Consider the following 24,105-nt stretch of genomic DNA (forward strand, 5'->3'; position numbering starts at 1 on the left):
AGAGCCCAACCACGACCTCGGGCCATCGCGGTGCCCGTGGTTTCGCCTCAGGCGGCGAGGGGAGTTGGTTGCGCCGGTTGTGGGCCGGCACTGGTTGTCGGTGGGGGTCGACCCAGGGTGGTGGGGTGAACCTGGGGGTCCCCCCTGGACGAAGTCCTTGGGGGAGGGTGTTTGTCTTTGCTGATGGTCACAGTCCAGTCGCCGCGGTGGATGGTGGTGTGGTGGAAGCGGCAGAGCAGCACCAGGTTTGACAGGTTGGTGGGGCCGCCGTTGGACCAGTGCTGGATGGGGGTACCGCCCTGCACGAAGTGCTTGGGGGAGGGTGGCCTTCGGTCCAGGCGGCGGGTCGGCCGCAGCCGGGGAAGGCGCAGCCGCAGTCTCGGGCGTTCAGGGCGCGGCGGAGTTTGCGTGGGATGAGCCGGGTGGTGCGTCCGACGTCGATGGGGTTGCCGTCGGGGTCCATGGTGATGGGGGTGATGTCGGCGTCGTAGGAGATCCGGGCGGCGAGGTCGAGGGTGATCGGTCCGAGCCAGGGCATCCAAGCGGGTCCGCGCCGTCGACCCTGACCGCGTTCGCATTGGTGGTGGTTGTCGGTGGTGGCGGCGAGGTCGTCGGCGTCGACGAAGACGTTGATGTGGGGTTTTTCGCCGCCTTCGGTGGGGGCGTGTGCGGTGTCGAGGTGGGTGCGGATGATGGGGGTGAGGGCGTCGGCGCGGCGTTGGGCGGGGGTGCGTTGGTCTTTGCCGGTTTGTCCGTCGCGGTTGTCGGCGCCGGGGTGTGGTTTGGAGAGGGCGGAGAGGGCGGTGAGGAGGGCTTCGCCGGAGGCGGCGTCGAGGTGTCCTTTGAGGTGGACGCGGCCGCCGAGTCCGGGTGAGGCGTGGAACTCGCTGAGTTCGGCGTTTTCGGAGTCGGGGTTCTTCTTGTCTCCGTTGAGGATCAGTTCGAGTGCCTTGGCTCGGCGGGCGAGGGTGGTGGAGTCTTCGGTGCGGGCGGCGTAGAGGAGGTAGCGGGCGCAGGCCTGGGTTCGGGTGGCGTCTGCTCCGACGATGTCGAACACCTTCTCAGCGTCACCGTCGGCCTCGGGCGTGGTGGTGCCGGTGGCATTGTTGTCGGGGCGGGCCGGGGAGTCGCCGTCGGGGACCTTCGCGAGGAGTTCGACGATCACGCGCACCTGGTCGTAATCGGTTTTCCCGGAGTCGAACTCGGCGGCCACCTCCTGGTGCTTGGCCAGCTCCCGCCCGAGTTTGACGATCCGGTTCGCGTGGCCGGGGGTCATGGTGGTCGCGCCCGCGAGCCAGTTGCCGGGCGAGGACGCCCCGACCTGCTCGGCCACGCAGCGTTGGTCGACCTGGTGCATGAGGCGGACCCGCAGCGCCTCGAGCTGCCGCATCCGCAGGGACAACTCGGGAATCAGCCGTAGGAGATCGGCGTCGGCGAGCTGCCATGCGGCCACATCTTGTGGCGCGGTGAGTATCTCGTCGATAGTCGGGGGACTCGCCGACGCGGCCGGCGATGTGGCTGTCGTGGTGATAGGAGGCGAGGTTTCAGCCCGCCGCGCGGCGGGCGTCACAGCAGGTTCGGCGAGGCGCCGTCACGGCACGTAGAACGTGGCAAGGCCGGGGGTGATGATCCCGGCCACGGGATTGAGGATGACGGCGACCTGCCCGATCCCGGTGTTCACCGTCGCCTGTGCCGGGATCCCGTTCAAGCCATCCGACAGGTGAGTGGTTCCGGTCGCGCCCGTCGACAGGTTCAGCCACTGCACCTGGGAGGAGAGTGGGCAGCCCCAGCCGCCCGGCTTCCCGCCGGTGATCACCACGACACCGGGTCGGTCACCGATCACCGCCGCGCATTGGGTCGCGGGAGCGTCGAAGCTCCCGTTCGGATTCCCGTACGGGGCCGGATTGATCTGAAACGGAACGGTCACCGGAGCCGCCGCAGCAACCCCCGCCGCCGACAACCCCAACGCCGCGACAGCCGTGGCGCACAATCCGAGCCTACGAGCGAATTTCACAACAGATCTCCTGCATGCTGGCGGGCCCGACCCGGACAGTGCCCAGCGTATCGCGCGCGTACTGGACGGTCCGCATGTTGACGGGCCGGTGTGTCCGGTCGACACTGCCCTGAGGCCGGACTGGGCCGCGCCGCCAGCAGGAGAGAGGTCTCGATCCGATGCCGATGCAACAAGCGCAGGCGCGTATGTTCCTGGCCATGCTCCGGCGGGAGGTCGAGGACCTGGCGGCCGGCATCGAATCGGCCGAGGCTGACGCGGTCCGCGCCCGGGGCGCAGGCAACCTCGACCGCCAGGCCGAACTGCTCGTCAGGGCGGGGGCGCTGGATCGACGCATGTACGAGGTGCACCGAATGATCGCCAGGCTGCAGACGCGGTTCCCCGACGCCGACGACCTCGCGCCCGAGCCCGCCTGACCCAGACCAACGGTGCCGTGAGTGCTCGTCGCTCAGGCGGCCCTGCTCGTCAGGCGCCTCGCGGGCTGGACTCCGAACGTCGCCTGCACCTGGATCCATTGCGCCAGCACCTGGCACCCGGTCAGCCCGCCCGCGTCCAGTGGTTCGGTGGCGTATGCGACGTGCCGCCCGCCCCGCGGGTTGCTCAGCCGAACGCCGCCCCAGGTCAGGCGTGCGGGCAGGTAGCCGAGTACCTCGAGTGCAGCGGTGCGCAGGCGCCGCAGATCCGTGCGCCACTGTCGGACGCTCAGTCGGGTTTTCGTCGCGTTCTGGAAGCTGTTGTCGCGGAGCAGTTCCCAGAGCTTGCCCAACCAGGTGCGGGGTTCGCGGAGCGACATCCAGCGGGTGAGGTCCGCGATGTCGCGCACATAGCTGTCGTCGCTGGCGTTGCAGATCATGTCATCGGGATGCCCGACCCACAGGGAGGGGATCGAGTCCGGCGTCGCCGGTCCCGCCCCGGCGACACCGTGCCCGCGGCAACCCGGCACGGCGCCGTCCGGCTGCTCGGGGTCGGAGATCAGCCCGACGGCGGCGATGCCGTCCGCAGCCAGGCGCCCGGAAGCGATGTGTCCCAGCACCTCACGGATGACCGTGCAGCCCTGCGAGTAGCCGATGAGCATCACCTGGCCCTCGGTCTCCGCGACCGCCTCGATCACCCTGCGCACGCCGACCTCGGTGCTCTGCCGGTAGCTGAGCCCGCCGACGGCGACCGGGCCGTAGGAGGCGGGGTAGCCGACCCAGCGTGCGACGAAGCGGCCGTCGAGCGCGTCGGTGACCTCGCGCAGCAGCCCGGACACCTCCGTGCGGCGGTCGTCGGGATGCGATTCCCCGGTACCCCCGACGGCGAGAACGGTTATCTGCGACATGCGTCCACGATGCCCGCGCCGGGTAAGGATCCGTTCAGGGACGCCTGAGAAGATCCTGGCAATCGAGGTCCGGCCCGGCTTAGGGTCGAGGCCATGACCCGTCCCGACATCGGTATCGAATACCCGGTCCTGGATTGTCCCGATCCCGGCGCGTTGGCCGCCTTCTATGGCGCGGTGCTCGGCTGGGAGGTCGCGCGGGCGGACGACCACTGGGTGGTCCTGCAGGGGCCGGGCGCACTCCGGATTGCGTTCCAGCTCGCGCCCGACTTCGTCCCGGTCGACTGGCCGGCGCAGGGCGTCCGGGTGCACCTGGATCTGCGGATCGACGACATGGCTGCCTCCACGAGGTGGGTGCTCGGGCTCGGTGCCGAGCTCGTCGAGGGACCGGCGGACCACCCGGATTTCACGGTGTTCCGGGATCCGGCGGGGCACTACTTCTGCCTCTGCCTCAACGACTGAGGGCGGCGTTCAGCCGGCCTTCGCGAGCAGCGCGTCGAGTGCCGCGTAGCTGGCGTTCATGCCGTCCTCCATGCCGGACTGCAGCATGCCGTCGCGTTCGGCGGCGGTGAAGTACTGGCTGTCGATGACGACCTTGGTGCGGCCGTCGCCCAGGTCGACGAATGCGACGGAATCGATGCACACGTGCGCGGGCATGCCGTCCCACTCGAAGGAGTAGACGATCCGCTCCTTCGGCGTTATCTCGCGGAACCGTCCCTCGAAGCCGTCGGTTCCGCCCTCGTGGTGCTCGACGAACCGCCAGTGGCCGCCGCGCTCGAACTCCCAGCGTTCGACGTCGAGCGGGTTTCCGCGACCCCACCACTGGGCCAGTTGATCGGGTTCGGTGTATGCGGCCCAGACCCGGTCGCGGGTGGCGTTGAAGACGCGCTCGACGTGGATGTCCCGGTCGCCGGGGGTGGATACGGTTGCGGCGGGGGTGTGTTGCGTGGTCATCGTTACTCCTCCATGCGGTTGAGGAACTGTCCGAGACGGTCCAGGCGGCCCTCGATCTCGAGCTGGTGACCCCGGATCCAGGCGAGCTCGCGGTCGAGCGGGTTCGTGCCGAGTCGGCAGTGGCGCACGCGGCCGCGTTTCTCGGTCACGACCATGCCCGCGTCCTCGAGGAGGCGCAGGTGCTTCGTGATGCCGGTGAGGGTCATCTCGAAGCGCTCCGCCAGCTCGCTGACCGTGGCGTCCGTCCGGCCGAGGTGTTCGAGGATCCCGCGTCGGGTGGGATCCGAGAGCGCCGCGAACGAGGCGTCGAGCCGTGAATACTGAACCATCTAGTTCAGTATCAGCTCCCGGTGTCGCGGTGTCAATGGAGGGGTCGATCAGAACCCGGAGCGGTAGCGTCACGGGCATGACTGAGCCAGTGAAGGGTCCGGCGTCCTACTTCCCCTCGATCGAGCAGAAATACGGCCGACCGATCGCGGAGTGGCAGACCGTGATCCGGTCCTCGGACCTGACCAAGCACAAAGAACTCGTCGACTGGCTCAAGGGCGAGTACGGGATGGGACATGGGCACGCCAACGCCCTGGTCAAGCACACCCTGGACGAGGACGCGGCCGGCTAGGTCGGCCGCGGACGCGACGGACTGAGGAGGCGGCGCCGTGCTCCCGCTGTTCGCGTCCGACCCCGCCGCCGGAGCGATCCTAGCGGCGGCGTTCACGGCATTTGTGTTCTCGGAGTTCTGGATCGGGCGTACCCGGCCCGGTAGCGCCGAGCGGGATCAGGATGCCCGCAGCGGGCTCGCGGTCGGGCTGGGGCTGCTGGCCGCCTACGGAGGCGGGCTGGCGATCAGCCTGCTCGTCACGTCGACGGTGATCACCACGGGCGCGGTCTGGTATTTCGTTGCGGGCCTGACGATCGCGGCCACAGGTCAGGGCATGCGCCTGCGTGCGGTGTACGAACTCGGGGCCGCCTTCACGTTCAAGGTCCAGGTCGCGCCCGGTCAGACGGTGGTGGACACCGGCCTGTACCGGTGGATCCGGCATCCGTCGTACACCGGTGCGCTGATCTGCGCACTGGGGTTCACGATCGCGTACACCAACTGGCTCGCACCCCTCGCGGTGCTCGGGCTGGTGCTCGGCTACGTGGTGCGGATCCCGCACGAGGAGCGGACGCTGGCCGAGGGTCTCGGCGAGCCGTACCGGCAGTACATGCGCCGGACCAAGCGGCTGATCCCGTTCGTCTTCTAGGCCCCGACCGGATCCGTCTGCCCTCGGCAGACAAATCGATTCGCCACCGCGCCAAGCGGATACAACGGAATGCATGACCGCGACACCAGCCCTGACCTATCGAGACCAACTCACCGACCGACTGTTCCGGCAGCGCACCGTGATGCTGACCGGTGAGGTGAACGACGAGATGGCCGAGCGGGCCTGCGCGGAGCTGGTGCTGCTCGCCACTGCCGACGCCGAGCGCGACGTCGTCGTCTACATCAACTCTCCCGGCGGCTCCGTGCTGGCCGGGCTCGCCATCTACGACACCATGAAGCTGATCCCCAACGACGTGGTGACCGTCGCGCTGGGGTTCGCCGCGAGCATGGGCCAGGTGCTGCTCGCCTCCGGCACCCACGGGAAGCGAATAAGCCTGGCGCACAGCCGGATCATGATGCACCAGCCGTCGGCAGGCATCGGCGGCACGGCGATGGACATCGCCATCCAGGCCGACAACTGGGAGTACATGAAGCGACAGTCGGAGGAGATCCTGGCGGCCGAGACAGGCCGCACGGTCGAGGAGATCGCCGCCGACAGCGACCGGGACCGCTGGTTCACCCCCGAGCAGGCACGCGAGTACGGGATGGTCGATCACGTGGTCGGATCGTTCGCACAGATCGCGCCGTTCGCGACCGCACGACGGATGGGGCTGTAGTCATGGCGCAGTACTCGATTCCCAGCGTCATCGAGCGGACCCCCGCGGGCGAGCGCTCCTTCGACGTGTTCAGCCGACTGCTCAACGAACGGATCATCTTCCTGGGCACCGAGATCGACGACGGCGTCGCGAACGTGGTGATGGCGCAACTGCTGCACCTCGAGGCGGACGCGCCGGATCGGGAGATCGGCCTGTACATCAACTCGCCTGGTGGCTCGACCACCGCGATGCTGGCCATCTACGACACCATGCAGTTCCTGCGCCCCGCGGTCGCCACCTATTGCATGGGTCAGGCCGCGTCCGCCTCGGCGGTGCTGCTCGCCGCGGGCGCGCCGGGGCGCAGGCACGTGCTCGCGCATTCGCGGGTGCTGTTGCATCAACCGTCCGCTCAGGGTCAGGGCACCATCTCCGATCTCGCCCTGCAGGCCGCGGAGGTGCTGCGGGTCCGGGCGCAGACCGAGGAGATCCTCAGCGCGCACACCGGCCAGGACGTGACGCGATTGCGCAGGGACACCGACCGGGACCGGATCTTCACTGCCCAGGAGGCGCTCGACTACGGCCTCGCGGACCAGATCATCGTCTCCAGGGACGCGGCGTAACGGACGGCGCCGCCGATCAGGCGGCCATCAGCTCCACCCGCGGCGGACCGGTCACCGTGTGCTGACCGGTGCGCCGCGGGGCCGACAGTCGCCGCACGCTCCGGGCCAGCAGGTTCTCCAGCGGCAGGCCGAGTGCGTCGCACACCGAGCGCAGCATCTCCGACGACGGCTCCTTGCGTCCGCGCTCCATCTCGGAGAGGTACTGCTTGGACATGCCCACCGCCCGCGCCACGTCGTCGAGGGTGCGGTCCTGATCGCGGCGCTCGTCGCGCAGGATCTCGCCGTAGACCTGCCGCAGCAGGGGAGCGGGCCCGTCGCCGCGGTCCTGGCGTCGGCCGTCGCGCCGCCTGGTGGCGATGTCGACGACGACCGGACGGTCCGCAGCTGCCATGACCGCAAGCCTGCCACCGGGTCTGATGTTCGGCGCACTTGTTCACTCAGGGCGGACCCGGCGGCGAGATTCGCTGACGATTGACCGCCGATGTAAAGCGTGCTTGACTCCGTACGACAAGCACGCTTTACATCGGAGGCATGAATGGCGCGAACTCAGCAGGCCGGGCGCGTGTGGCGAGCGCCGGTGGCGCACTACGTGTTGGCGGCAGTCTTCGGCGTGATCGCCACCGCCGTCCTGTCGACGATCTCGGGTCTGACGAACCCCGGCGGTTTCCGGCCCACGTTCGCGATCACCGCGCTCTGCGCGGCCTACCCGGCTTTCGCGCTCGGCGTGAAGATGTTCGTCACCGGTCACACCGTGACGGTGGATGCGCACGGGGAACAGAGCATCGAGGTGCGATGGATGGAGCGGGCCGGCGCGGGCGCATTCCTCGACGTGCTCGTCGCGACAACACTCGGCGCCGCGGCTCTGCTCATCACCGGGTTCGAGGTCCAGGCCGTCGCGGCGCTGATCGGCGTCGCCGCCTTCTCGGTGGTGGATGTCGGCCTGCGCTATCTCATCATCAAGCGGCAGGCGTCCTAGTGCGGAACGACCTGGCGTCGCGCCGCGCCGAGCGAGGCTGGTCCCAGGCCGAGTTGGCAGCGCGGCTCGGGGTTTCGCGCCAGACAATCATCTCCATCGAGCGCGGACGGTTCGATCCCTCGTTGCCTCTTGCCTTTTCCATCGCCGAGGTCTTCGGCTGCAGGATCGAGGACGTCTTCACGCCTGCCGCGCGGACCGAATGAGCCGCCCTGGCGCGTTCGGTGGCGACCGACCGTTGCGGGGTGGAGAATTCGGCGAGAGCCCGGCCGTCGGGCGCAATGGAAACGGAGACCTGCATGGCACCCGAGAGCAAGGACAGCTTCCTCGTGGAACGCTCCCTCGACGTCGCCGCGAGCCCGGCCACGCTGCACGGCCTGATCGAGGATTTCCGTCGCTGGCCCGACTGGTCGCCGTGGGAGGAGCTCGACCCCACCATGACCCGCACCTACGGCGGGGCCGACCGCGGAGTCGGCGCCACCTACTCCTGGTCGGGCAACCGCAAGGCGGGTTCGGGATCGATGGTGATCACCGAGTCGGTGCCAGGGCAGAAGGTGGTGCTGGACTTGGCGTTTCTGAAGCCGTTCAAGGCCGAGAACGTCACCACCTTCCTGCTGGAACCGAGCGGCGGCGGCACCACGGTGCGCTGGCGGATGACCGGCAAGAAAACGTGGTTCTTCAAGGTCTTCGGGTTCGTGTTCAGCATGGACAAGATGGTGGGCAAGGACTTCGAGAAGGGCCTGGCCAAGCTGAAGGCCCTCGCCGAGGCCGGATAGGCTCCCGAGCCCGCCACGGCAGGTGCGTCGGCTACGGGCGGTCGGTGATACCTTCCGTCGGTGCCGCGGATGAGTCCCCCTGATGCGCAGACGTACTGGATCTCCACCAAGATCCACAGCGACCAGTTCCTGCTCTACTGTTTCGAGGACCCGGCCGACTCGACGGCCGAGATGCGCCGGTCGCTCATCGCGCGCGCCGCGCTCGTCCCGGACCTGCGGCTCAAGGTCCGCGACGTCCCGTTCCACGCCGACTACCCGTACTGGGTCCCGATGGACGTCGGCGCCGACCACGTGGTGGCCCACGAGCCGCTCGGGAGCTGGCCGGACTGCCTGCTGGCGGTGGGGGAGCTGCTGACCGAGCGCCTGGAGTCACGCGAATCGCCGTGGCGACTGCACCTTTTCGCGGTCAGCCGCGGTTCGCCGCGGTGCGGTGACGCACCCGCGGTGGTCGCGGTGCTGCAGGTCGCGCACGCCCTGGCCGACGGCCGGGGCGCCTCGGCGCTGGCCAGGGCCCTGTTCGGCGGGCAGGCCGTTGCCGCGCGGCGTTCGCCGGGCCCCGCGCCGTGGCGACCGGCCCCGGCGCTCGCGTTGGCGGCCGCTCGACTGCCCGCGCAGCTGGCCTCCCTGCTGGTCGCCGCGGTGCCGGCCCACCGGACCCACCGAGAACTCGAGCGCGACACCGCCGCGGGGGTGCTGCCGCCGCAACCGACGAGCCTGCCCAAGGGGCCGACCAACGCCCGGCCGGACGAGCGCCGGTCGGTGCGGATGGTGGTCCGCGACGCCGCGGACTTGCGCGGGCCCGGCGTCACCGTCACGGTGGGGGCGATGACCGCGATCTCGCTGGCGCTCACCCGGTACCTGAGGGCACAGGGGAGCGAGCCGCCCGCGGACCTCGCCGCGGAGGTGACGGTCGCCAAGTCTGGGCAGGCGCACGCGCGGAACCACTTCCGCAACGTCGCGGTCGACCTGCATCCGGACCTCGCCGACCTGCGGGAGCGAGCCGAGGCGATCGCCGCCTCGATGGCATCGCGCCGGGTCCGCGGCGAGCACCCGGCCGCGGCCGCCGCGGACCGCGCGCTGCGCTCGGTTCCCGGTCCGCTGGTGCGGTGGGGCGTCGAGCAGTTCGATTTCGGCGCGATTCCCGACACCGTCACGGGCAACACCGTGGTCTCCAGCGTCGACCGCGGTCCAGCCGATCTGTCCCTCGGCGGCGGGCCGGTGCGTTTCACGGCCGGGTTCCCGGCGTTGTCCCAGTTCATGGGGCTGACCCACGGCGTGCACGGCATCGGTGACACCGTGACGATCGGCGTCACCACCAGTGCGTCGGTGCTGGCCGACCTCGACGCCTACGAGGCGATGCTGCACGAGGCGATAGACGAGGTCGGCGCCGCAATTGGAGCGATCGGGTGGCGAGGCGCGCCGTCCCCCGATACCCTGCATTCGGTGTCGGAAGCTCCGGCAGAGCAGTGACGACTCGACGAGTCATCGAAGGAGTACCCAGATGTCGACCTACATTTACGATGCACTGGTTCCCTATGTCGGACCGGCCGAGGCCGCGAACCTGGCCACCTTGCTGGCCGTCGGACCGTAAGGACCACACACCCTCACGTGAGGCCCGGTGGAGCGTTTGCTCCGCCGGGCCTCACGCATATCCGGCTCCGGGTCGCACGTTGGTGATGCCCGGACGGGCCGTCGCGGGACCGGCGTAATATTCCGACGACGAATCTGGTGTCGAGGTCCGACGTCGAGGGCCTCGGCTGTCGAAGGGAATCGGATTGAACGCGCACATCGAGCAGCTCGAATTCCAGGCGGAAACCCGTCAGCTGCTGGATCTGATGGTCCACTCGGTCTACTCGAACAAGGACTCCTTCCTCCGTGAGCTGGTCTCCAACGCCTCGGATGCGCTGGACAAGCTGCGCCTCGAGGCGTTCCGCGACAAGGACCTCGACGTGGACACCTCGGATCTGCACATCGAGATCGAGGTGGACAAGCAGGCTCGCACGCTGACCGTTCGCGACAACGGCATCGGCATGTCCCGCGAGGAGGTCGTGGATCTGATCGGCACGCTGGCCCGCTCGGGTACGGCGGATCTGCGTCGCAAGCTCCGCGAGGCCAAAGACGCAGCGGCGAGCGAGGAGCTGATCGGGCAGTTCGGCATCGGCTTCTACTCGACCTTCATGGTCGCGGACAAAGTCACCCTGCTGACCCGCCGCGCGGGCGAGAGTCAGGCGACGCGGTGGGAGTCGAGCGGCGAAGCCACCTACACGATCGAGTCCGTCGACGACGCGCCGCAGGGCAGCTCCGTGACGCTGCACCTCAAGCCCGAGGACTCCGAGGACCACCTGCACGACTACACCTCCGAGTACAAGATCAAGGAACTGGTCAAGCGCTACTCCGACTTCATCGCGTGGCCGATCCGGATGGACGTCGCGCGCAGCGTGCCGGGGGAGGACGGCGCCGAGGCGACGGTGACCGTCGAGTCCGAGACGATCAACTCGATGAAGGCGCTGTGGGCGCGCTCCAAGGACGAGGTCTCCGACGAGGAGTACCAGGAGTTCTACCGGCACATCGCGCACGCGTGGGACGAGCCGCTCGAGACCATCGCGATGAAGGCGGAGGGCACCTTCGAGTACCAGGCGCTGCTGTTCATCCCGACGCATGCGCCGTTCGACCTCTTCCAGCGCGACGCCAAGACCGGCGTGCAGCTCTACGTCAAGCGCGTGTTCATCATGGACGACTGCGACCAGCTGATCCCCGAGTACCTGCGCTTCGTGAAGGGCGTGGTGGACGCACAGGACCTCTCGCTCAACGTCTCGCGCGAGATCCTGCAGCAGGACCGCCAGATCCGGGCGATCCGGCGCAGGCTCACCAAGAAGGTGCTGTCCACGATCAAGGACATCCAGACCGAACGCCCCGAGGACTACCAGACCCTGTGGACCCAGTTCGGCCGCGTGCTCAAGGAAGGACTGCTGTCCGACACGGACAATCGCGATGCGCTGCTCGGCATCTCGTCGTTCGCGTCCACCAACAGCGAGGACGAGCCGACCACCCTGGACGCCTACCTGGCGCGCATGAAGGAAGGCCAGGAGCAGATCTACTACGCGACGGGTGAGACGCGGCAGCTGCTCGAGAGCTCGCCGCACATGGAGGCCTTCCGCGCTCGCGGCCTCGAGGTGCTGTTGCTGACCGATCCCGTCGACGAGATGTGGGTCGGCGCGGTGCCCGAATACGAGGGCAAGGTCTTCCAGTCCATCGCCAAGGGTGAGGTCGACCTCGACACCGAGGAAGACAAGAAGGCCGGCGAGTCCGAGCGTGAGGAGAAGGAGAAGGACTTCGCGGGTCTGCTCACCTGGATGACCGAGACGCTGAGCGAGCAGGTCAAGCAGGTGCGGCTGTCCACCCGGTTGACCACCTCCCCGGCGTGCATCGTCGGCGATGCGTTCAGCATGTCGCCGACCCTGGAGAAGATGTACCGCGCCTCGGGGCAGGTACTCCCGCCCACCAAGCGGATCCTCGAGCTCAACCCGGAGCACCCCCTCGTTGCGGCGCTGCGGACGGCCCAGGGCGAACGCGACGACGATCCGGCACTGGCGGAGACCGCCGAACTGCTCTACGGGATGGCGCTGCTCGCCGAGGGCGGCGAGCTCGACGACCCCGCGCGGTTCACCGGCATGCTCGCCGACCGACTGGCCCGAACGGTCTAGTCGGGTCGGTCGATTCCGGTCGACCGACCCCCGGTCGCGGTGCGCCGCGCCGAACTCGCGGGATCGCGAATCGGCGCGGCGCCCTCGCGCTGTGGCGGCTACAGTGCGGGTATGTCTGTCGTATACAACGTCTTCGTCGCCATCCACCTGCTCGGCATGGCCGCCATCGTCGGTGGCTACTTCGCCGTGCTGGCGGAGCCGCGGGTGTCCGAGGTCATGGTGTGGGGCGCCCGGGTCCAGTTCCTGACGGGCCTGATCATCGTCGGGATCGGCGAGGCCGCGCTGGACAAGGAGTACATCACCGCCAAGATCGCGACCAAGCTGGTGCTCTCGCTCGTGGTGGTCGCGCTTGCCGAGATCGGTCGCGCCAAGCAGAAGCGTGGCGAGGGGAACCCGAACCTGGCGCACGCGGCCGGTGTGCTCGCGATCATCACCGCTCTGATCGCCGCGCTCTGGACGTAGCCACGGGCGGTACGGCCCCAGGCAGGTCATCTCGGTGAGACCCGAAACCAGAACCCGCACAGAGCGACTCGACGAACTCCCGTTCACCCGCCGGCACGGCAGGTTGCTGGTCGGCTCCGGGATCGGTTGGGCGCTCGACGCGATGGACGTCGGCCTCATCTCGTTCGTGATGGCGGCGTTGGCCGTGCACTGGGACCTGAGCAAGACGCAGCTGTCCTGGGTCGGTTCGATCGGCTTCGTCGGGATGGCCATCGGGGCCAGCGTCGGTGGGCTGCTCGCGGACCGCATCGGCCGCAGGCAGGTGTTCGCGGCGACCCTGCTCGTCTATGGGCTCGCCACGGGAGCAACCGCGCTTGCGGGGTCGTTGGCGGTGCTCATCGCGCTCCGCTTCGTGGTGGGGCTCGGGCTGGGCGCCGAGCTGCCGGTCGCGTCGACGCTGGTCAGTGAGTACGCGCCGCGAAAGCAGCGGGGCCGCATGGTGGTTGCGCTCGAGGCGTTCTGGGCGGTGGGCTGGATCCTGGCCGCCCTGATCGGCTACTTCGTGGTGCCGCTGTCCGACGACGGCTGGCGCTGGGCGCTCGCGGTCGGCCTCGTGCCCACCGCCTATGCGGTGGTGGTCCGGGTGGGCCTGCCCGAATCTGTGCGCTTCCTCGAGAGCCGCGGCAGGTATGCCGAGGCGGAGGCGGCCGTGCGGTCCTTCGAGGAGTCGGCGCCGATCGGCAGGGCGCGGGAGACCGGGACCGATGTCGCTGCCGAGCCGGAGGCCGGGGAACCGGATCCGCAGTCCGGCGGCACCGCCGTCGAGTCGATCTGGTCGCCACGGCTGCGCAGGCGGACGGGCGCGCTGTGGGTGGTCTGGTTCTGCATCAACCTGTCCTACTACGGCGCCTTCATCTGGCTGCCGAGCCTGCTGCTCGCGCAGGGCTTCGACCTGGTGAAGTCCTTCCAGTACACGCTGGTCATCACCCTCGCCCAGCTGCCCGGGTACGCGGTCGCGGCCTGGCTGATCGAGGTGTGGGGCCGCCGCGGCACCCTGGCGACCTTCCTCCTCGGGTCCGCGCTCGCCGCCGGCCTGTTCGGGTTGGCGGACTCACCGACGCAGATCGTCGCGGCGGGTATGGCGTTGTCGTTCTTCAATCTCGGCGCGTGGGGCGCCCTGTACGCGATCGGTCCGGAGCTCTATCCCACGACGGTGCGGGGAGCGGGCACCGGCGCGGCGGCGGCCTTCGGACGGATCGCGTCGATCATCGCGCCGCTGATCGTGCCGTGGCTGCTGACCGGCGGCGGCAACGGACTGGTGTTCGGGGTGTTCGCGGTGTCCTTCGGGTTCGCCGCGACCGCGACCCTCGCGCTGCCCGAGCTCAAGGGTCAGGCGCTGGCCGAGCGCTGACGAACCCGGCCTCCTCTCAGGCCATCTCCGGTACGTGTAGGTGGGCGATGGCCAGTTCGAACTCGCACACCTCGAGGATCTCGCCGCCCATCTCGCGGACCGCTGCTGCCCGGATCTCCTGGGCCAGCTCGCGGTTGTTGTCCATCGCCTCGTGGCTGTCGAAGGTCACCGAGGACACCCCGCGCCCAGCCGCGTGGTCGACCAGCAGGCTGGCGCTGCAGAACCCCTCGAGGTCCTCCATCGCGGGCATGGACACCATCTTGTAGACGTCGATGGCGTGGTCCATCCGGCCCGGCTCGAGCTTGAGCCACACGGCCCGCACGCAGGCACCGTGGCCCGAATGGTGGTCGCGGTGCAGGACCGCGATGTCCCAGCGCTCGACCGTGGTGGTGCCACCGAAGACCTTGGCGGCCTCGTCGCGGAGCTGCAGGACTGGCCCCTCGCTCCTGCGCAGCGATTCCTCGTCCATCCAGGAGCTGGTGGCGATGCAGCGTCCGCTGTCGTGGTCGACCAGCAGGGACAGTCCCGCGCAGCCCTCGAGTTCGGCGAGTGCAGGCATCACCGTGTCGCGAATGTGTTTGATTCCCGCGTCGATGAACGACGGGTGGGCCTGGATAGTGGTTGAGCGTGCAAACACGATCCACCTCCTTGTTCTCGAGGCAGCACCCGGCGGGCGCCACCGGTCAACCCCCCTCCATGCCTCACCTTCCTCCCACCGGGTGCGCATGGCAATGGTGGATCGTCAACGACAGAGGCCCGGCGGAGCGTGCGCTCCGCCGGGCCTCGGGTTCTGCCGTCTCAGCTCACAGGCCCGGACGCTTGCCCACCGTCAGGGTGACCTCGCCGGTGTGCGCGAAGAAGTCGTTGCCCTTGTCGTCGACCACGATGAAGGCAGGGAAGTCCTCGACGTCGATCTTCCAGACCGCCTCCATGCCGAGCTCTTCGTACTCGACGACCTCGACCTTCTTGATGCAGTCGAGCGCCAGCCGCGCCGCCGGCCCGCCGATGGAACCGAGGTAGAAGCCGCCATGCGAGTTGCAGGCGTCGGTGACCTGCTTGGACCGGTTGCCCTTGGCCAGCATCACCATCGAGCCACCCGCCGCCTGGAACTGCTCGACGTACGAGTCCATGCGGCCTGCCGTGGTGGGGCCGAAGGAACCGGACGCCAGGCCCTCGGGGGTCTTGGCCGGACCGGCGTAGTACACCGGGTGGTCCTTGAGGTACTGCGGCATCTCCTCGCCTGCGTCGAGACGTTCCTTGATCTTCGCGTGCGCGATGTCGCGCGCGACGACCAGCGGGCCGGTCAGCGACAGCCGGGTCTTGACCGGGTGCTTGGACAGCTCGGCGAGGATCTCGGGCATCGGCTTGGTGAGGTCGATCTTGACCGCGGCGCCCTTGCCGGTGCCCGAGATGCCGTCGGTCTCGGCGTCGAGCTGGGTGTCGGTGACCTCCGGCAGGAACCGGCCCGGGTTGAACTCGAGCTGCTCGAGGAAGATGCCCTCGGGGGTGATCTTCGCCTTCGCCTGGCGGTCGGCCGAGCAGGAGACGGCGATCGCGACGGGCAGCGACGCACCGTGGCGGGGGAGCCGGACGACGCGGACGTCGTGGCAGAAGTACTTGCCGCCGAACTGCGCGCCGATGCCGATCTTCTGGGTGAGCTCGAAGACCTTCTTCTCGAGCTCGTGGTCACGGAAACCGCGACCCGTGATCGCGCCCTCGGTCGGCAGCTCGTCGAGGTAGTGCGCGGACGCGTACTTGGCCGTCTTGAGCGCGAACTCGGCGGACGTGCCGCCGACGACGATCGCGAGGTGGTACGGCGGGCAGGCCGCGGTACCGAGCGAGCGGATCTTGGCCTCGAGGAACTGCATCATCGAGTCCGGGTTCAGGATCGCCTTCGTCTCCTGGAACAGGTAGGACTTGTTGGCGCTGCCGCCGCCCTTGGCCATGAACAGGAACTTGTACGAGTTCTCGTGGCCCTTGGCCGTGTCCGCGTACAGCTCGACCTGCGCGGGCAGGTTGCTGCCGGTGTTCTTCTCGTCCCACATGGTCACGGGGGCCATCTGCGAGTACCGCAGGTTCAGCTTGGTGAAGGCGTCGTAGACGCCGCGCGAGATGGCCTGCTCGTCGTCACCGGGGGTGAGGACCTGCTGGCCGCGCTTGCCCATGACGATGGCGGTGCCGGTGTCCTGGCACATCGGGAGCACGCCCGCTGCGGCGATGTTCGCGTTCTTGAGCAGGTCGAGCGCAACGAACTTGTCGTTGTTCGACGCCTCCGGGTCGTCGAGGATGCTCGCGAGCTGCGTCAGGTGGTCGGTGCGCAGGTAGTGCGAGATGTCGTGCAGTGCGGTCTCGGTGAGCAGCCGCAGCGCCTCGGGCTCGACGGTCAGGAAGGTGCGACCGTCCGGTCCCTCGACGGTGGACACCCCCTCGGTGGTCAGCAGCCGGTACTCGGTGGTGGCGTCACCGATCGGCAGCAGGTCCTCATAGAGGAAGTCGGCCATCATCTCTCCTGTACACGGGGCGTGCGATGCACGTTCAGGCTAGCGGCGTGGCTCCCGAGCCCCGATCCGGGGGCGGGAACGAGCCCGTCGCCGGTCGGGGCGGTCCGTACACTTGATGAAATGCACACCCACCCCCGGCTGCACGCCTACCTCGACGTTGCCGTCGTGGTGCTGGTCCTGGTGGGAACCAACCTGATCGCGCACTTCACCAACGCCTGGGCGAGCATCGCCACCGTGCCGATCGCCGCGATCGTGCTGGTCGCGATGATCCGCCGTCGGGGTCTTGGCTGGTCGGAACTGGGCCTTTCGCGGCGGCACTGGCGCACTGGATCGCTCTACGCGCTCGCCGCGGTCGGGCTGGTGGTCGCGGTCGTCGCCATCGGGGCGCTGCTCCCGATCACCCGGCCGTTCTTCATGGCCGATCGCTACGCCACCATCTCGGGTGCCCTGATCGCGTCGATGATCGTCATCCCGCTGCAGACCGTGATCCCGGAGGAACTCGCGTTCCGGGGGGTGCTGCACGGCACCCTGAACCGCGCCTGGGGCGCGCGCGGGGTGTTCGCCGCGGGGTCCCTGCTGTTCGGACTGTGGCACATCGCGTCGTCGCTGGGGCTGACGAGCGGGAACCGCGGGCTGACCGGGATCCTCGGCGGCGGGCTGTGGGGGCAGGTACTCGGGATCGCGGGCGCGGTGCTCGCCACCGCCGCGGCGGGATTCGTCTTCACGTGGCTGCGCAGCCGCAGCGGCAGCCTCATCGCGCCGATCGCGTTGCACTGGTCGCTCAACGGGGCAGGCGCACTCGCCGCCGCCGTGGTGTGGCAGATGTCCGTGGCCTGACCCCGGGCCGACGCCAGGCAGGCAAACCGCCGTCGGCGTGCATCGACGCTGACTAGGCTGGCCCAGTATGACGGCCGGCGATCGCCGGCTTCTCGCGGCGACGGGGCTGCGCTCGGCCGGGACCGCCGCGGGTCGCTGGGTGAAGCATGCGAGCTACCTCAAGAAATGGCTGGTGCTCGGCACCGCCATCGGCATCATCGCCGGGCTGGGCGCCGTCGTCTTCTACCTCGCGCTCTCCGAGGCCACCCACCTGTTGCTCGGCGTGCTCGGCGGCTACACGCCGCCGGAGGCCGCGGGGGACGGCGGCGGCGCGGGCAGCGGCGACTCGACCCGCCCGTGGGCGATCCCGATCGTGGTGTGCCTCGGTGGGATGGCCTCGGGTGTCATCGTGTTCACCTTCGCCCCTGAGGCACAAGGGCACGGCACCGACGCGGCCATCGAGGCCATCCACAGGAACCCGCGGATGATCCGCATGCGCGCGGTGCTGGTGAAGCTCGTCGCCTCGGCGATCATGATCGGCTCGGGCGGCTCCGGTGGCCGCGAGGGCCCGACCGCCCAGATCTCCGCCGGGTTCGGCTCCCTGCTCGCGCGCACCCTCGACCTGTCGCCGAAGGACGGCAGGGTCGCCGTCGCGGTCGGCATCGGATCCGGCATCGGCGCGATCTTCGGGGCGCCGCTCGGCGGCGCCCTGCTCGCCGGGTCGATCGCCTACAAGGACGACTTCGAGTTCGACGCGGTGGTCCCTGGGCTGATCACCTCGATCGTCGGCTACACCGTGTACGGGTCCCTGCTCGGTTTCGGGCCGCTGTTCGGCTACGCCGCGGCAGACTACCGGTTCGACGACCCCCTTCAGCTGGTGTGGTTCGCGGTCATCGGCGTGCTCGGGGGCCTGGTCGGGCTGCTCTACAGCAAGACCTTCTACGGCACCGTCGCGGTGTCCGACCGGGTGCCGTGCAGCCGGATCCTCAAGCCGGCGATCGGCGGACTCCTGGTCGGGCTGATGGCGCTGGTGCTGCCCGAGGTGCTCGGCAGCGGATACGGCTGGGTGCAGCAGTCGCTGGACCGCGCGGGCCTGCTGGCGATCCCGCTCTGGGTGGTACTGGTGTTGCCGCTCGCGAAGATCCTCGCCACCTCGCTCTCGATCGGGACGGGGGGATCGGGTGGCATCTTCGGGCCCGGCATGGTGATCGGCGCCTTCACCGGTGCGGCGGTGTGGCGGCTGCTCGAGCCGATCGCGCCCGCGGTCCCTGACTCGCCCGCGCCGTTCGTCATCGTCGGGATGATGGCCTGCTTCGGCAGCATCGCCCGCGCACCGATCGCGGTGATGCTGATGGTCGCCGAGATGACCGGCAGCCTCACCATCCTCACGCCTGCGATGGTCGCGGTCGGGCTGGCCTACCTGATCGTGCGCCGCTCCGGCGAGACGATCTACCGGGCCCAGTTGGGTACCCGCGAGGACGCCCGCGCGGCGCGGCTGATGGCGGGGATGCCGCTGCTGGGCCGGGTCGGCGTCGGTGAGGCGATGTCGCCCCCTCGGCTGGTCCTCGACGGCGGCACCGACGTCGCCGACGCACTGGTGCGGCTGCGGGAGGCAGGAGTGCCAGGGGCGCCGGTCGTCGACGGCGAGGGGCGCTTCCTCGGCGCGGTCTCGCCGTCGGACCTCGCGAACGCGGCACCGGGCGCGGCCATCGCACGGCGCGCCGACGCGGGGGCCCCGACGGTCGACGTCACCGCGAATCTCGACGAGGCGCTGGAGGCGATGCCGGATGAGTCCCGGTGGCTGACCGTGCTCGGCGGGGACAGGCGGGTGTGCGGCATCGTGTCGGTGCCGGACGTCGTCCACGGCTATCGGACCGAGGTCCTGGCCGAGCAGCGACGGGTGGAGAGGGTCGGGACCCATGTCGAGGTGCTGGAGGTGCGCGCGGCCGCGGACTCGCCAGTGCTCGGGAAACGGCTGGCGGACAGGGCCCTTCCCGCGGGTTCGCTCGTGGTCTCGGTGCGGCGCGGAGACGCGGTGCTGCCCGGCACCGCGGCGACCCGGCTACGCGCCGGTGACCTGGTCACCGTTCTGGTTCCGCCCGAGCGGAGCGAGTCGGTCCGACTGCTGGTCGAGGGCGGATCCTCGGACGGCGACCGATGAGCGCCGCGACGGCCGTCACGGTGTTCCACCGGACGTCCGACGCCGCCGGCTTCGCCCTGTGGGCCGACCGCATGGGTGCCGCCGCGCGGGGCGACGACGGCTTCGTCGACGCCAGGGTCGCCGCCTACCGGGCAACCGAACTGGACTGGGCGGTGTCCGTGACATTCGATTCCGAGGAGCACCTGCACCACTGGCTGGATTCGGCCGGACGGGCGGGGCTGATCTCGGCCGGGGCGGGCCTGGGATTCCGGAGCGCGATTGCGGACCTGATCCTGCTCGAGGGTTGTCTGCCGCCAGGAACCGCGGTCTTCGAGCACCCGGTCGTGCAGGGGCGGGAAGCCGCCTTCGAGGCGGCGCAGGTCCAGCTGTCGGCCTTGGTCGCCACCTTCCCCGGGTTCCTTGGCACCACGGTGCTTCGCCCGACGGGTTCGGGCGCCTGGATGTCGGTGCTCCGGTTCCGCACCGACCGGCAGCTGGCGGACTGGATGCACTCGAAGCAGCGCACCGAGGCGCTACCGGAGCTCCGCTCCCACCTGTTGGAGGACTTCTCGGTGGTCGCGCGAAGCACCCCGTTCGGGTCGATCCTGCGGGTGCAGGACGGCACAACGCGGATCACGCCTCGGTGGCGGACGGCCATGCTGGTCCTGCTGGTGCTCTACCCGACCGTGATGACGCTCTCGCGATTCCTCGGCCCGCTGCTGAACGAGCGGGGTGTGCCGCCCTGGCTGGCGATGTGGCTCAGTCAGATCGTCAGCGTCGGGCTGATGACCTGGCTGCTGATGCCCGCGGTCACCCGGTGGTTCCGCCGCTGGCTCGATCCCGTGGACGGCGCGGGGTCGCGCGTGGGCCTGATCGGGGCGGCCGCGGTCGCGGTGGTGTACGCGGCGACGCTGACCACGTTCGCGTCGGTGCACTGGCTGCAGTTCTGGGACTACATGGACTGAGCGTCCGGCCGTCGCGACGAACGGGCGATCTCCGTGGCATCCGTCGAGTGACGGAGCGGGAAACCGCCCGTTCACGGTTGCTCAGCTCAGCGGAGCGCCTCGCGGTGTTCGTTGGCGTATGGCACGTGCTCGTCGACGCGTCCGTCCCGCAGCTTGTTCACCCACTCAGGGTCGGCGAGCAGCGCCCGTCCGACGGCGACGAGGTCGAACTCCTCGTTCTCGTACTGCTCGAGCACGCGGTCGATGCCGACAGTGTTCGAGGCGGCGTCGGCGGAGAACGCCGTGGTGAACACCTTGTCGAGCCCGACCGAGCCGACCGTGATCGTCGGCAGCCCGGACAGCTTCTTCGTCCATCCGGCCAGCCCGAGCTTTCCGTCGGCGCCGCCCTGCTCGGCGAACGCGGGTTCCCAGTGCCTGCGGGTGGACGCGTGCAGCACGTCGACGCCTGCGGCGACGAGCGGGTCGAGAACCTGCTCGAGCTCGGCGGGTGACTGCGCGATCTGTGCGTCGTAGTGGTTCGACTTCCACTGGGAGAAGCGGTAGACGATCGCGAAGTCGTCGCCGACGGCGGCGCGGATGGCCGCAACGACCTCGGCGGGGAACCGGGTCCGCGACTGCAGGGAGCCGCCGTATCCGTCCGAGCGCTGGTTGGTGCCTGCCCAGAGGAATTCGTCGAGCAGGTAGCCGTGCGCACCGTGCAGTTCGATGCCGTCGAATCCGACGTCCTTGGCGTTGACCGCGGCAGCGACCCAGGCCTCACGCAGGTCGTCGAGGTCGCCCGCCGTCAGCGCACGCCCGACCGGCGAGCCGTCCAGCCCGAGGCCGGACGGGCTGACGGTGGCCGCCTCCGGGTTGAGGTGTGGGGTCTGACCGCGCTCGGCCCCGAGGTGCCAGAGCTGCGGGATGATCGCGCCGCCCTCCGCGTGCACCGCGTCGACGACGCCGCGCCAGCCCGCCAGGCTCTCGGTGCCGTAGAGGTGCGGCACCCGGGTGTGCGGGCCAGCGGCCGGGTCCGGGATGTAGGTCCCCTCGGTGATGATGAGGCCGACCCCACCCGCGGCGCGGCGACGGTAGTACTCCGCCACGTCCGCGCCCGGGACCCCGTCCGGCGAGAAGGCCCGAGTCATCGGCGCCATCGCAAAGCGGTTCTTCAGGTTCAGGGACTTGACCGCGAACGGTTCGAAGAGTCCGTCGACGGGAAGGGGGACGTGTGATTCGGTCATGACCCTGGGCAACTACGTGCAGACGCAACTTATTCCAGGGGTGGCCTCGGCTAGTCGGGGTCGCGCTGCCGGCGCTCGCGTTCGATCTGCTGCTGCTTGGCGATCCGGCGCTGTTCCTCGGCCCGCTCGCGGCACTGCCGCAGGAAGGCCTCGTCGTCATCGGGATTCTGTGGGAGCTGCCTGCCGGGGCGGTCGTACTCGGCGTAGGCGGAGGCGTGCGGTCGCCCGCTCTGTTGGCGCACCGTGCTCTGCGGGCGGCCGAGGATCAGCCACAGCAGTGATCCGACCGTCGGGATCAACAGCACGATCAGGATCCAGCCGATCCGGGGGAGGTGGCGTACCTGGTGGTCCTCGCAGGTGAGCACGTCGACGATGCAGAAGACCCACAGCGCCAGCATCACGAGACCGAAAGCCGCGTACGGCATGAAAAACGTCCTCCCCAGTTCAGCGCAGCGCCCTGTTGCGCTGCGTCACCCGGCCGCGCGCGGATGGCTGCGGTGCCGAGATGACCCCCGCGGGGAGGATACGTGCCGAGGGCGCCGATTCGTGAGCTTTGCTCAGATTGTGGTCAGATCAGCCCTCGTCGAGGGCGATCCACTTGCCGAAGGGCGGTGGTCCCTCGCCGTGGACCTTGATTCGCTGCTCGGTGGCATCGGGGTGTTTGACGTGCATCCACTCATAGCCGTGCAGGACGTGTTCCTCGGCCGCGGATTCGTCCACCACCACCATGTCGCCGTTGGGGCGCTGCTCGAACGCGAATCCACTCTCGGGCGCGATGACCCACCACGTCTGATTGCCCATGACCTCGAGTCCCATCCGGGAGAAGTTGTGCGGACAGGTCAGACGTTACCGCCGATCGGCGCCGGGCGGGCGTCCCGATTCGGCGTCGAAGGGCCCTTACGCTGCGGCGACGCCGCAACAGGTGTTGCTAGAGATACGAATGTGACTGGCGACACCAGAGTGATTGTGATGGAATGGCCGAAACCATCCAGGTCACCGTGGCCCCTCGTCGGCAGGCGGGCGTGCCGGTGACGACAGCAATCAGTGATGTGAGGGCGTCGTGCAGGTTTCCCGTCGAGAACTCTTCAAGTACGTGGCCGCCGGATCCGCCGCTCTCGGTGTCACGGCGCTCGGATCCAACTCCCTGCTCGCGCAGGCCTCCCCGAACCTCGGCACGCTGATCGACTACGCGGGCGGGGTTCCCTCCGCGGAGGCCATCCTCGCCGCCGGACACGTGGGGGCCATCCGTTACGTCTCGGACCGTCGGCCCGGGGCGCAGTGGATGGAGGGCAAGCCGATGCTGGAGGCCGAGGCGACTGCGCTCGCGGAGGCCGGGCTGGAGGTCGTCTCCTGCTACCAGTTCGGCAAGGCGGACACCGCGGACTGGCGCGGCGGATTCGAGGCGGGTGTCGAGCACGCCGAGCGCGGGCTCGAGTTGCACCTGGCCGCGGGCGGTCCGGAGAACCGGCCGATCTACGCCTCCATCGACGACAACCCGAGCGAGGACGACTTCACCGAGCTGATCGCCCCGTACATCCAGGGCTGGGAATCGGTTGTCGGGCACGAGAACACGGGCGTCTACGCGAACTCCCCGACCCTCGACCTGCTGGTGGCCGAGGGCCTGGGGGCGTTCTACTGGCAGCACAACTGGGGCACGCCTTCGGGTTTCGTGCACCCCGAGGCGCATCTGCACCAGTTCGAGATCGACAAGCGCGCCGTCGACGGTGTCGGCATCGACCTCAACGCGATCCTCAAGGCCGACTACGGCCAGTGGTCACTGGCCTGACCGAACGCCGCCGAGCCCTGGCGGGCTCGGCGGGGCCGGGCGGTCAGCAGGCCGGCTTGGCGATGTTGTAGATCTGCTGTGCCTGGTCCGGGGTGGCCTTGACGCCATTGTTCTCGGCGCTGGACTCGAGGCCGGAGACGATCTCCTGCTCGGACTTGCCGGAGTCGATGGCGGCGCAGGTCTCCGCGAGGATGTCGGCGATGGCGTCGTCGTCGAGGCCCGAGGCCAGGTCCGGATTCGCGAGCTTGAACGCCGCGGTGAAGGTCGCGACCTTCGCGCTGTCGAGGGCGCCCTTCGCCTTCGAGACGGCGGTACTGGCCGCGGCGTTCGCCGAGGACATGGCTCCCTCCGCGGCATTGGCGGCGGATGTCATGGCGCTGCCCGCGGCGCCTGCGGCGGACGACATCGCGGCCGATGCCTTGTCCTTGGCGGTCTGGGCGTTGTCGCTGGATTCGTCGGAGCTACAGCCGGCGAGGGCGAGCGCGAGGACGGTGGCGGAGGCGGCGAGCACTGCTGCTGCTTTTCTCATGCGATCGAGCCTAGCCGCGACGGCAAGGGATTCGGCGC

29 protein-coding genes and 1 pseudogene are annotated in these 24,105 nt (G+C 69.3%); 18 read left to right on the top strand and 12 right to left on the bottom strand.

What is annotated here, in order from left to right; genetic code table 11:
• Nucleotides 1-187: 187 nt before the first annotated feature.
• Entirely contained in the window at nt 188-1,453 is a 1,266-nt protein-coding gene (locus RM1_RS00895) for a DUF222 domain-containing protein (protein WP_072749568.1), read from the bottom strand.
• A gap of 138 nt (nt 1,454-1,591) precedes the next feature.
• Nucleotides 1,592-1,927, bottom strand: coding sequence for a hypothetical protein (locus tag RM1_RS00900; RefSeq protein ID WP_425528683.1), 336 nt, complete (start codon nt 1,925-1,927; stop codon nt 1,592-1,594).
• Between the two features lie 245 nt (nt 1,928-2,172).
• On the opposite strand from RM1_RS00900, the gene RM1_RS00905 reads away from it, so the two are divergent.
• Nucleotides 2,173-2,427 carry a hypothetical protein gene (locus RM1_RS00905; RefSeq protein WP_143069428.1) on the top strand — a complete coding sequence of 85 codons (255 nt, stop codon included), beginning with the start codon at nt 2,173-2,175 and terminating at the stop codon, nt 2,425-2,427.
• Nucleotides 2,428-2,459: 32 nt separating this feature from the next.
• Here RM1_RS00905 and RM1_RS00910 read toward each other — a convergent pair whose 3' ends face one another.
• Nucleotides 2,460-3,332 (bottom strand): cutinase family protein, encoded by an 873-nt coding sequence (locus tag RM1_RS00910; RefSeq protein WP_072749571.1) that lies wholly within the window; start codon nt 3,330-3,332, stop codon nt 2,460-2,462.
• A gap of 93 nt (nt 3,333-3,425) precedes the next feature.
• Between RM1_RS00910 and RM1_RS00915 the strand changes: the two genes are divergently transcribed.
• Complete coding sequence (locus RM1_RS00915; protein ID WP_072749572.1) at nt 3,426-3,791, top strand: VOC family protein; 366 nt, start codon at nt 3,426-3,428, stop codon at nt 3,789-3,791.
• Between the two features lie 9 nt (nt 3,792-3,800).
• On the opposite strand, the gene RM1_RS00920 is transcribed toward RM1_RS00915, so the two are convergent.
• Nucleotides 3,801-4,283 (bottom strand): SRPBCC domain-containing protein, encoded by a 483-nt coding sequence (locus tag RM1_RS00920; RefSeq protein WP_072749573.1) that lies wholly within the window; start codon nt 4,281-4,283, stop codon nt 3,801-3,803.
• A gap of 2 nt (nt 4,284-4,285) precedes the next feature.
• Nucleotides 4,286-4,612 carry an ArsR/SmtB family transcription factor gene (locus RM1_RS00925; protein ID WP_072749574.1) on the bottom strand — a complete coding sequence of 109 codons (327 nt, stop codon included), beginning with the start codon at nt 4,610-4,612 and terminating at the stop codon, nt 4,286-4,288.
• Nucleotides 4,613-4,689: 77 nt separating this feature from the next.
• Between RM1_RS00925 and RM1_RS00930 the strand changes: the two genes are divergently transcribed.
• The 4 genes from RM1_RS00930 to RM1_RS00945 are packed head-to-tail and all read left to right on the top strand — an operon-like array spanning nt 4,690 to nt 6,802.
• A complete protein-coding gene (locus tag RM1_RS00930) occupies nt 4,690-4,902 on the top strand; it encodes a DUF4287 domain-containing protein (RefSeq protein ID WP_072749575.1) in 213 nt (70 codons plus the stop codon).
• Between the two features lie 37 nt (nt 4,903-4,939).
• On the top strand, nt 4,940-5,527 hold the full coding sequence (locus RM1_RS00935; protein ID WP_072749576.1) for a methyltransferase family protein: 588 nt from the start codon (nt 4,940-4,942) through the stop codon (nt 5,525-5,527).
• 34 nt (nt 5,528-5,561) lie between these two features.
• Nucleotides 5,562-6,203, top strand: coding sequence for a ClpP family protease (locus RM1_RS00940; RefSeq protein WP_072749577.1), 642 nt, complete (start codon nt 5,562-5,564; stop codon nt 6,201-6,203).
• 2 nt (nt 6,204-6,205) lie between these two features.
• Nucleotides 6,206-6,802, top strand: a complete 597-nt coding sequence (locus RM1_RS00945; protein WP_072749578.1) for an ATP-dependent Clp protease proteolytic subunit — start codon at nt 6,206-6,208, stop codon at nt 6,800-6,802.
• Nucleotides 6,803-6,818: 16 nt separating this feature from the next.
• Here the strand turns inward: RM1_RS00945 and RM1_RS00950 are convergent, their stop codons facing one another.
• Nucleotides 6,819-7,193: a helix-turn-helix domain-containing protein gene (locus tag RM1_RS00950; RefSeq protein ID WP_083576438.1), complete on the bottom strand. Its 375-nt coding sequence runs from the start codon at nt 7,191-7,193 to the stop codon at nt 6,819-6,821.
• Nucleotides 7,194-7,337: 144 nt separating this feature from the next.
• On the opposite strand from RM1_RS00950, the gene RM1_RS26650 reads away from it, so the two are divergent.
• The 7 genes from RM1_RS26650 (at nt 7,338) to RM1_RS00985 (ending at nt 14,107) form a co-directional block, all read left to right on the top strand.
• Nucleotides 7,338-7,778, top strand: a complete 441-nt coding sequence (locus tag RM1_RS26650) for a hypothetical protein (protein WP_072749579.1) — start codon at nt 7,338-7,340, stop codon at nt 7,776-7,778.
• Nucleotides 7,778-7,981, top strand: coding sequence for a helix-turn-helix transcriptional regulator (locus tag RM1_RS26655; RefSeq protein WP_072749580.1), 204 nt, complete (start codon nt 7,778-7,780; stop codon nt 7,979-7,981). The genes RM1_RS26650 and RM1_RS26655 overlap by 1 nt, the downstream gene beginning before the upstream one ends.
• Nucleotides 7,982-8,074: 93 nt before the next feature.
• Nucleotides 8,075-8,551 carry an SRPBCC family protein gene (locus RM1_RS00965; RefSeq protein ID WP_072749581.1) on the top strand — a complete coding sequence of 159 codons (477 nt, stop codon included), beginning with the start codon at nt 8,075-8,077 and terminating at the stop codon, nt 8,549-8,551.
• Nucleotides 8,552-8,620: 69 nt separating this feature from the next.
• On the top strand, nt 8,621-10,021 hold the full coding sequence (locus RM1_RS00970) for a WS/DGAT domain-containing protein (protein WP_072749582.1): 1,401 nt from the start codon (nt 8,621-8,623) through the stop codon (nt 10,019-10,021).
• A gap of 305 nt (nt 10,022-10,326) precedes the next feature.
• On the top strand, nt 10,327-12,255 hold the full coding sequence (gene htpG / locus RM1_RS00975; protein ID WP_072749583.1) for a molecular chaperone HtpG: 1,929 nt from the start codon (nt 10,327-10,329) through the stop codon (nt 12,253-12,255).
• 111 nt (nt 12,256-12,366) lie between these two features.
• A complete protein-coding gene (locus RM1_RS00980; RefSeq protein WP_072749679.1) occupies nt 12,367-12,717 on the top strand; it encodes a hypothetical protein in 351 nt (116 codons plus the stop codon).
• A gap of 34 nt (nt 12,718-12,751) precedes the next feature.
• Nucleotides 12,752-14,107: an MFS transporter gene (locus RM1_RS00985; RefSeq protein ID WP_072749584.1), complete on the top strand. Its 1,356-nt coding sequence runs from the start codon at nt 12,752-12,754 to the stop codon at nt 14,105-14,107.
• A gap of 16 nt (nt 14,108-14,123) precedes the next feature.
• Here RM1_RS00985 and RM1_RS00990 read toward each other — a convergent pair whose 3' ends face one another.
• Nucleotides 14,124-14,744 carry a hypothetical protein gene (locus RM1_RS00990; RefSeq protein ID WP_177188114.1) on the bottom strand — a complete coding sequence of 207 codons (621 nt, stop codon included), beginning with the start codon at nt 14,742-14,744 and terminating at the stop codon, nt 14,124-14,126.
• Nucleotides 14,745-14,910: 166 nt separating this feature from the next.
• Nucleotides 14,911-16,608 (bottom strand): fumarate hydratase, encoded by a 1,698-nt coding sequence (locus tag RM1_RS00995; protein WP_072749681.1) that lies wholly within the window; start codon nt 16,606-16,608, stop codon nt 14,911-14,913.
• A gap of 120 nt (nt 16,609-16,728) precedes the next feature.
• Here RM1_RS00995 and RM1_RS01000 point away from each other — a divergent pair, with 120 nt between their 5' ends.
• The 4 genes and pseudogenes from RM1_RS01000 (at nt 16,729) to RM1_RS01020 (ending at nt 20,529) form a co-directional block, all read left to right on the top strand.
• Nucleotides 16,729-17,445 (top strand): CPBP family intramembrane glutamic endopeptidase, encoded by a 717-nt coding sequence (locus RM1_RS01000; RefSeq protein WP_072749585.1) that lies wholly within the window; start codon nt 16,729-16,731, stop codon nt 17,443-17,445.
• Between the two features lie 67 nt (nt 17,446-17,512).
• Nucleotides 17,513-18,916 (top strand): annotated as a pseudogene (locus RM1_RS01005) (chloride channel protein); the annotation flags it as partial.
• Nucleotides 18,917-18,967: 51 nt separating this feature from the next.
• Nucleotides 18,968-19,585 carry a CBS domain-containing protein gene (locus RM1_RS26660; protein ID WP_245815924.1) on the top strand — a complete coding sequence of 206 codons (618 nt, stop codon included), beginning with the start codon at nt 18,968-18,970 and terminating at the stop codon, nt 19,583-19,585.
• Nucleotides 19,582-20,529 (top strand): antibiotic biosynthesis monooxygenase, encoded by a 948-nt coding sequence (locus RM1_RS01020; RefSeq protein ID WP_072749586.1) that lies wholly within the window; start codon nt 19,582-19,584, stop codon nt 20,527-20,529. The genes RM1_RS26660 and RM1_RS01020 overlap by 4 nt, the downstream gene beginning before the upstream one ends.
• A gap of 86 nt (nt 20,530-20,615) precedes the next feature.
• Here RM1_RS01020 and RM1_RS01025 read toward each other — a convergent pair whose 3' ends face one another.
• The 3 genes from RM1_RS01025 to RM1_RS01035 form a co-directional block, all read right to left on the bottom strand.
• A complete protein-coding gene (locus RM1_RS01025) occupies nt 20,616-21,752 on the bottom strand; it encodes an NADH:flavin oxidoreductase (protein ID WP_072749587.1) in 1,137 nt (378 codons plus the stop codon).
• Between the two features lie 50 nt (nt 21,753-21,802).
• Nucleotides 21,803-22,177, bottom strand: a complete 375-nt coding sequence (locus tag RM1_RS01030) for a PLD nuclease N-terminal domain-containing protein (protein ID WP_072749588.1) — start codon at nt 22,175-22,177, stop codon at nt 21,803-21,805.
• A 148-nt stretch (nt 22,178-22,325) separates the two neighbouring features.
• Nucleotides 22,326-22,568 (bottom strand): maltose regulon activator MalT, encoded by a 243-nt coding sequence (locus RM1_RS01035; protein WP_231496668.1) that lies wholly within the window; start codon nt 22,566-22,568, stop codon nt 22,326-22,328.
• Nucleotides 22,569-22,812: 244 nt separating this feature from the next.
• Here RM1_RS01035 and RM1_RS01040 point away from each other — a divergent pair, with 244 nt between their 5' ends.
• A complete protein-coding gene (locus tag RM1_RS01040) occupies nt 22,813-23,538 on the top strand; it encodes a DUF1906 domain-containing protein (RefSeq protein ID WP_072749589.1) in 726 nt (241 codons plus the stop codon).
• A 43-nt stretch (nt 23,539-23,581) separates the two neighbouring features.
• Here the strand turns inward: RM1_RS01040 and RM1_RS01045 are convergent, their stop codons facing one another.
• Nucleotides 23,582-24,067 carry a hypothetical protein gene (locus RM1_RS01045; RefSeq protein ID WP_143069429.1) on the bottom strand — a complete coding sequence of 162 codons (486 nt, stop codon included), beginning with the start codon at nt 24,065-24,067 and terminating at the stop codon, nt 23,582-23,584.
• Nucleotides 24,068-24,105: the final 38 nt, after the last annotated feature.

The sequence above is a fragment of the Rhodococcus maanshanensis NBRC 100610 genome, assembly GCF_001894865.1.
GTDB lineage: Bacteria > Actinomycetota > Actinomycetes > Mycobacteriales > Mycobacteriaceae > Rhodococcus_G > Rhodococcus_G maanshanensis.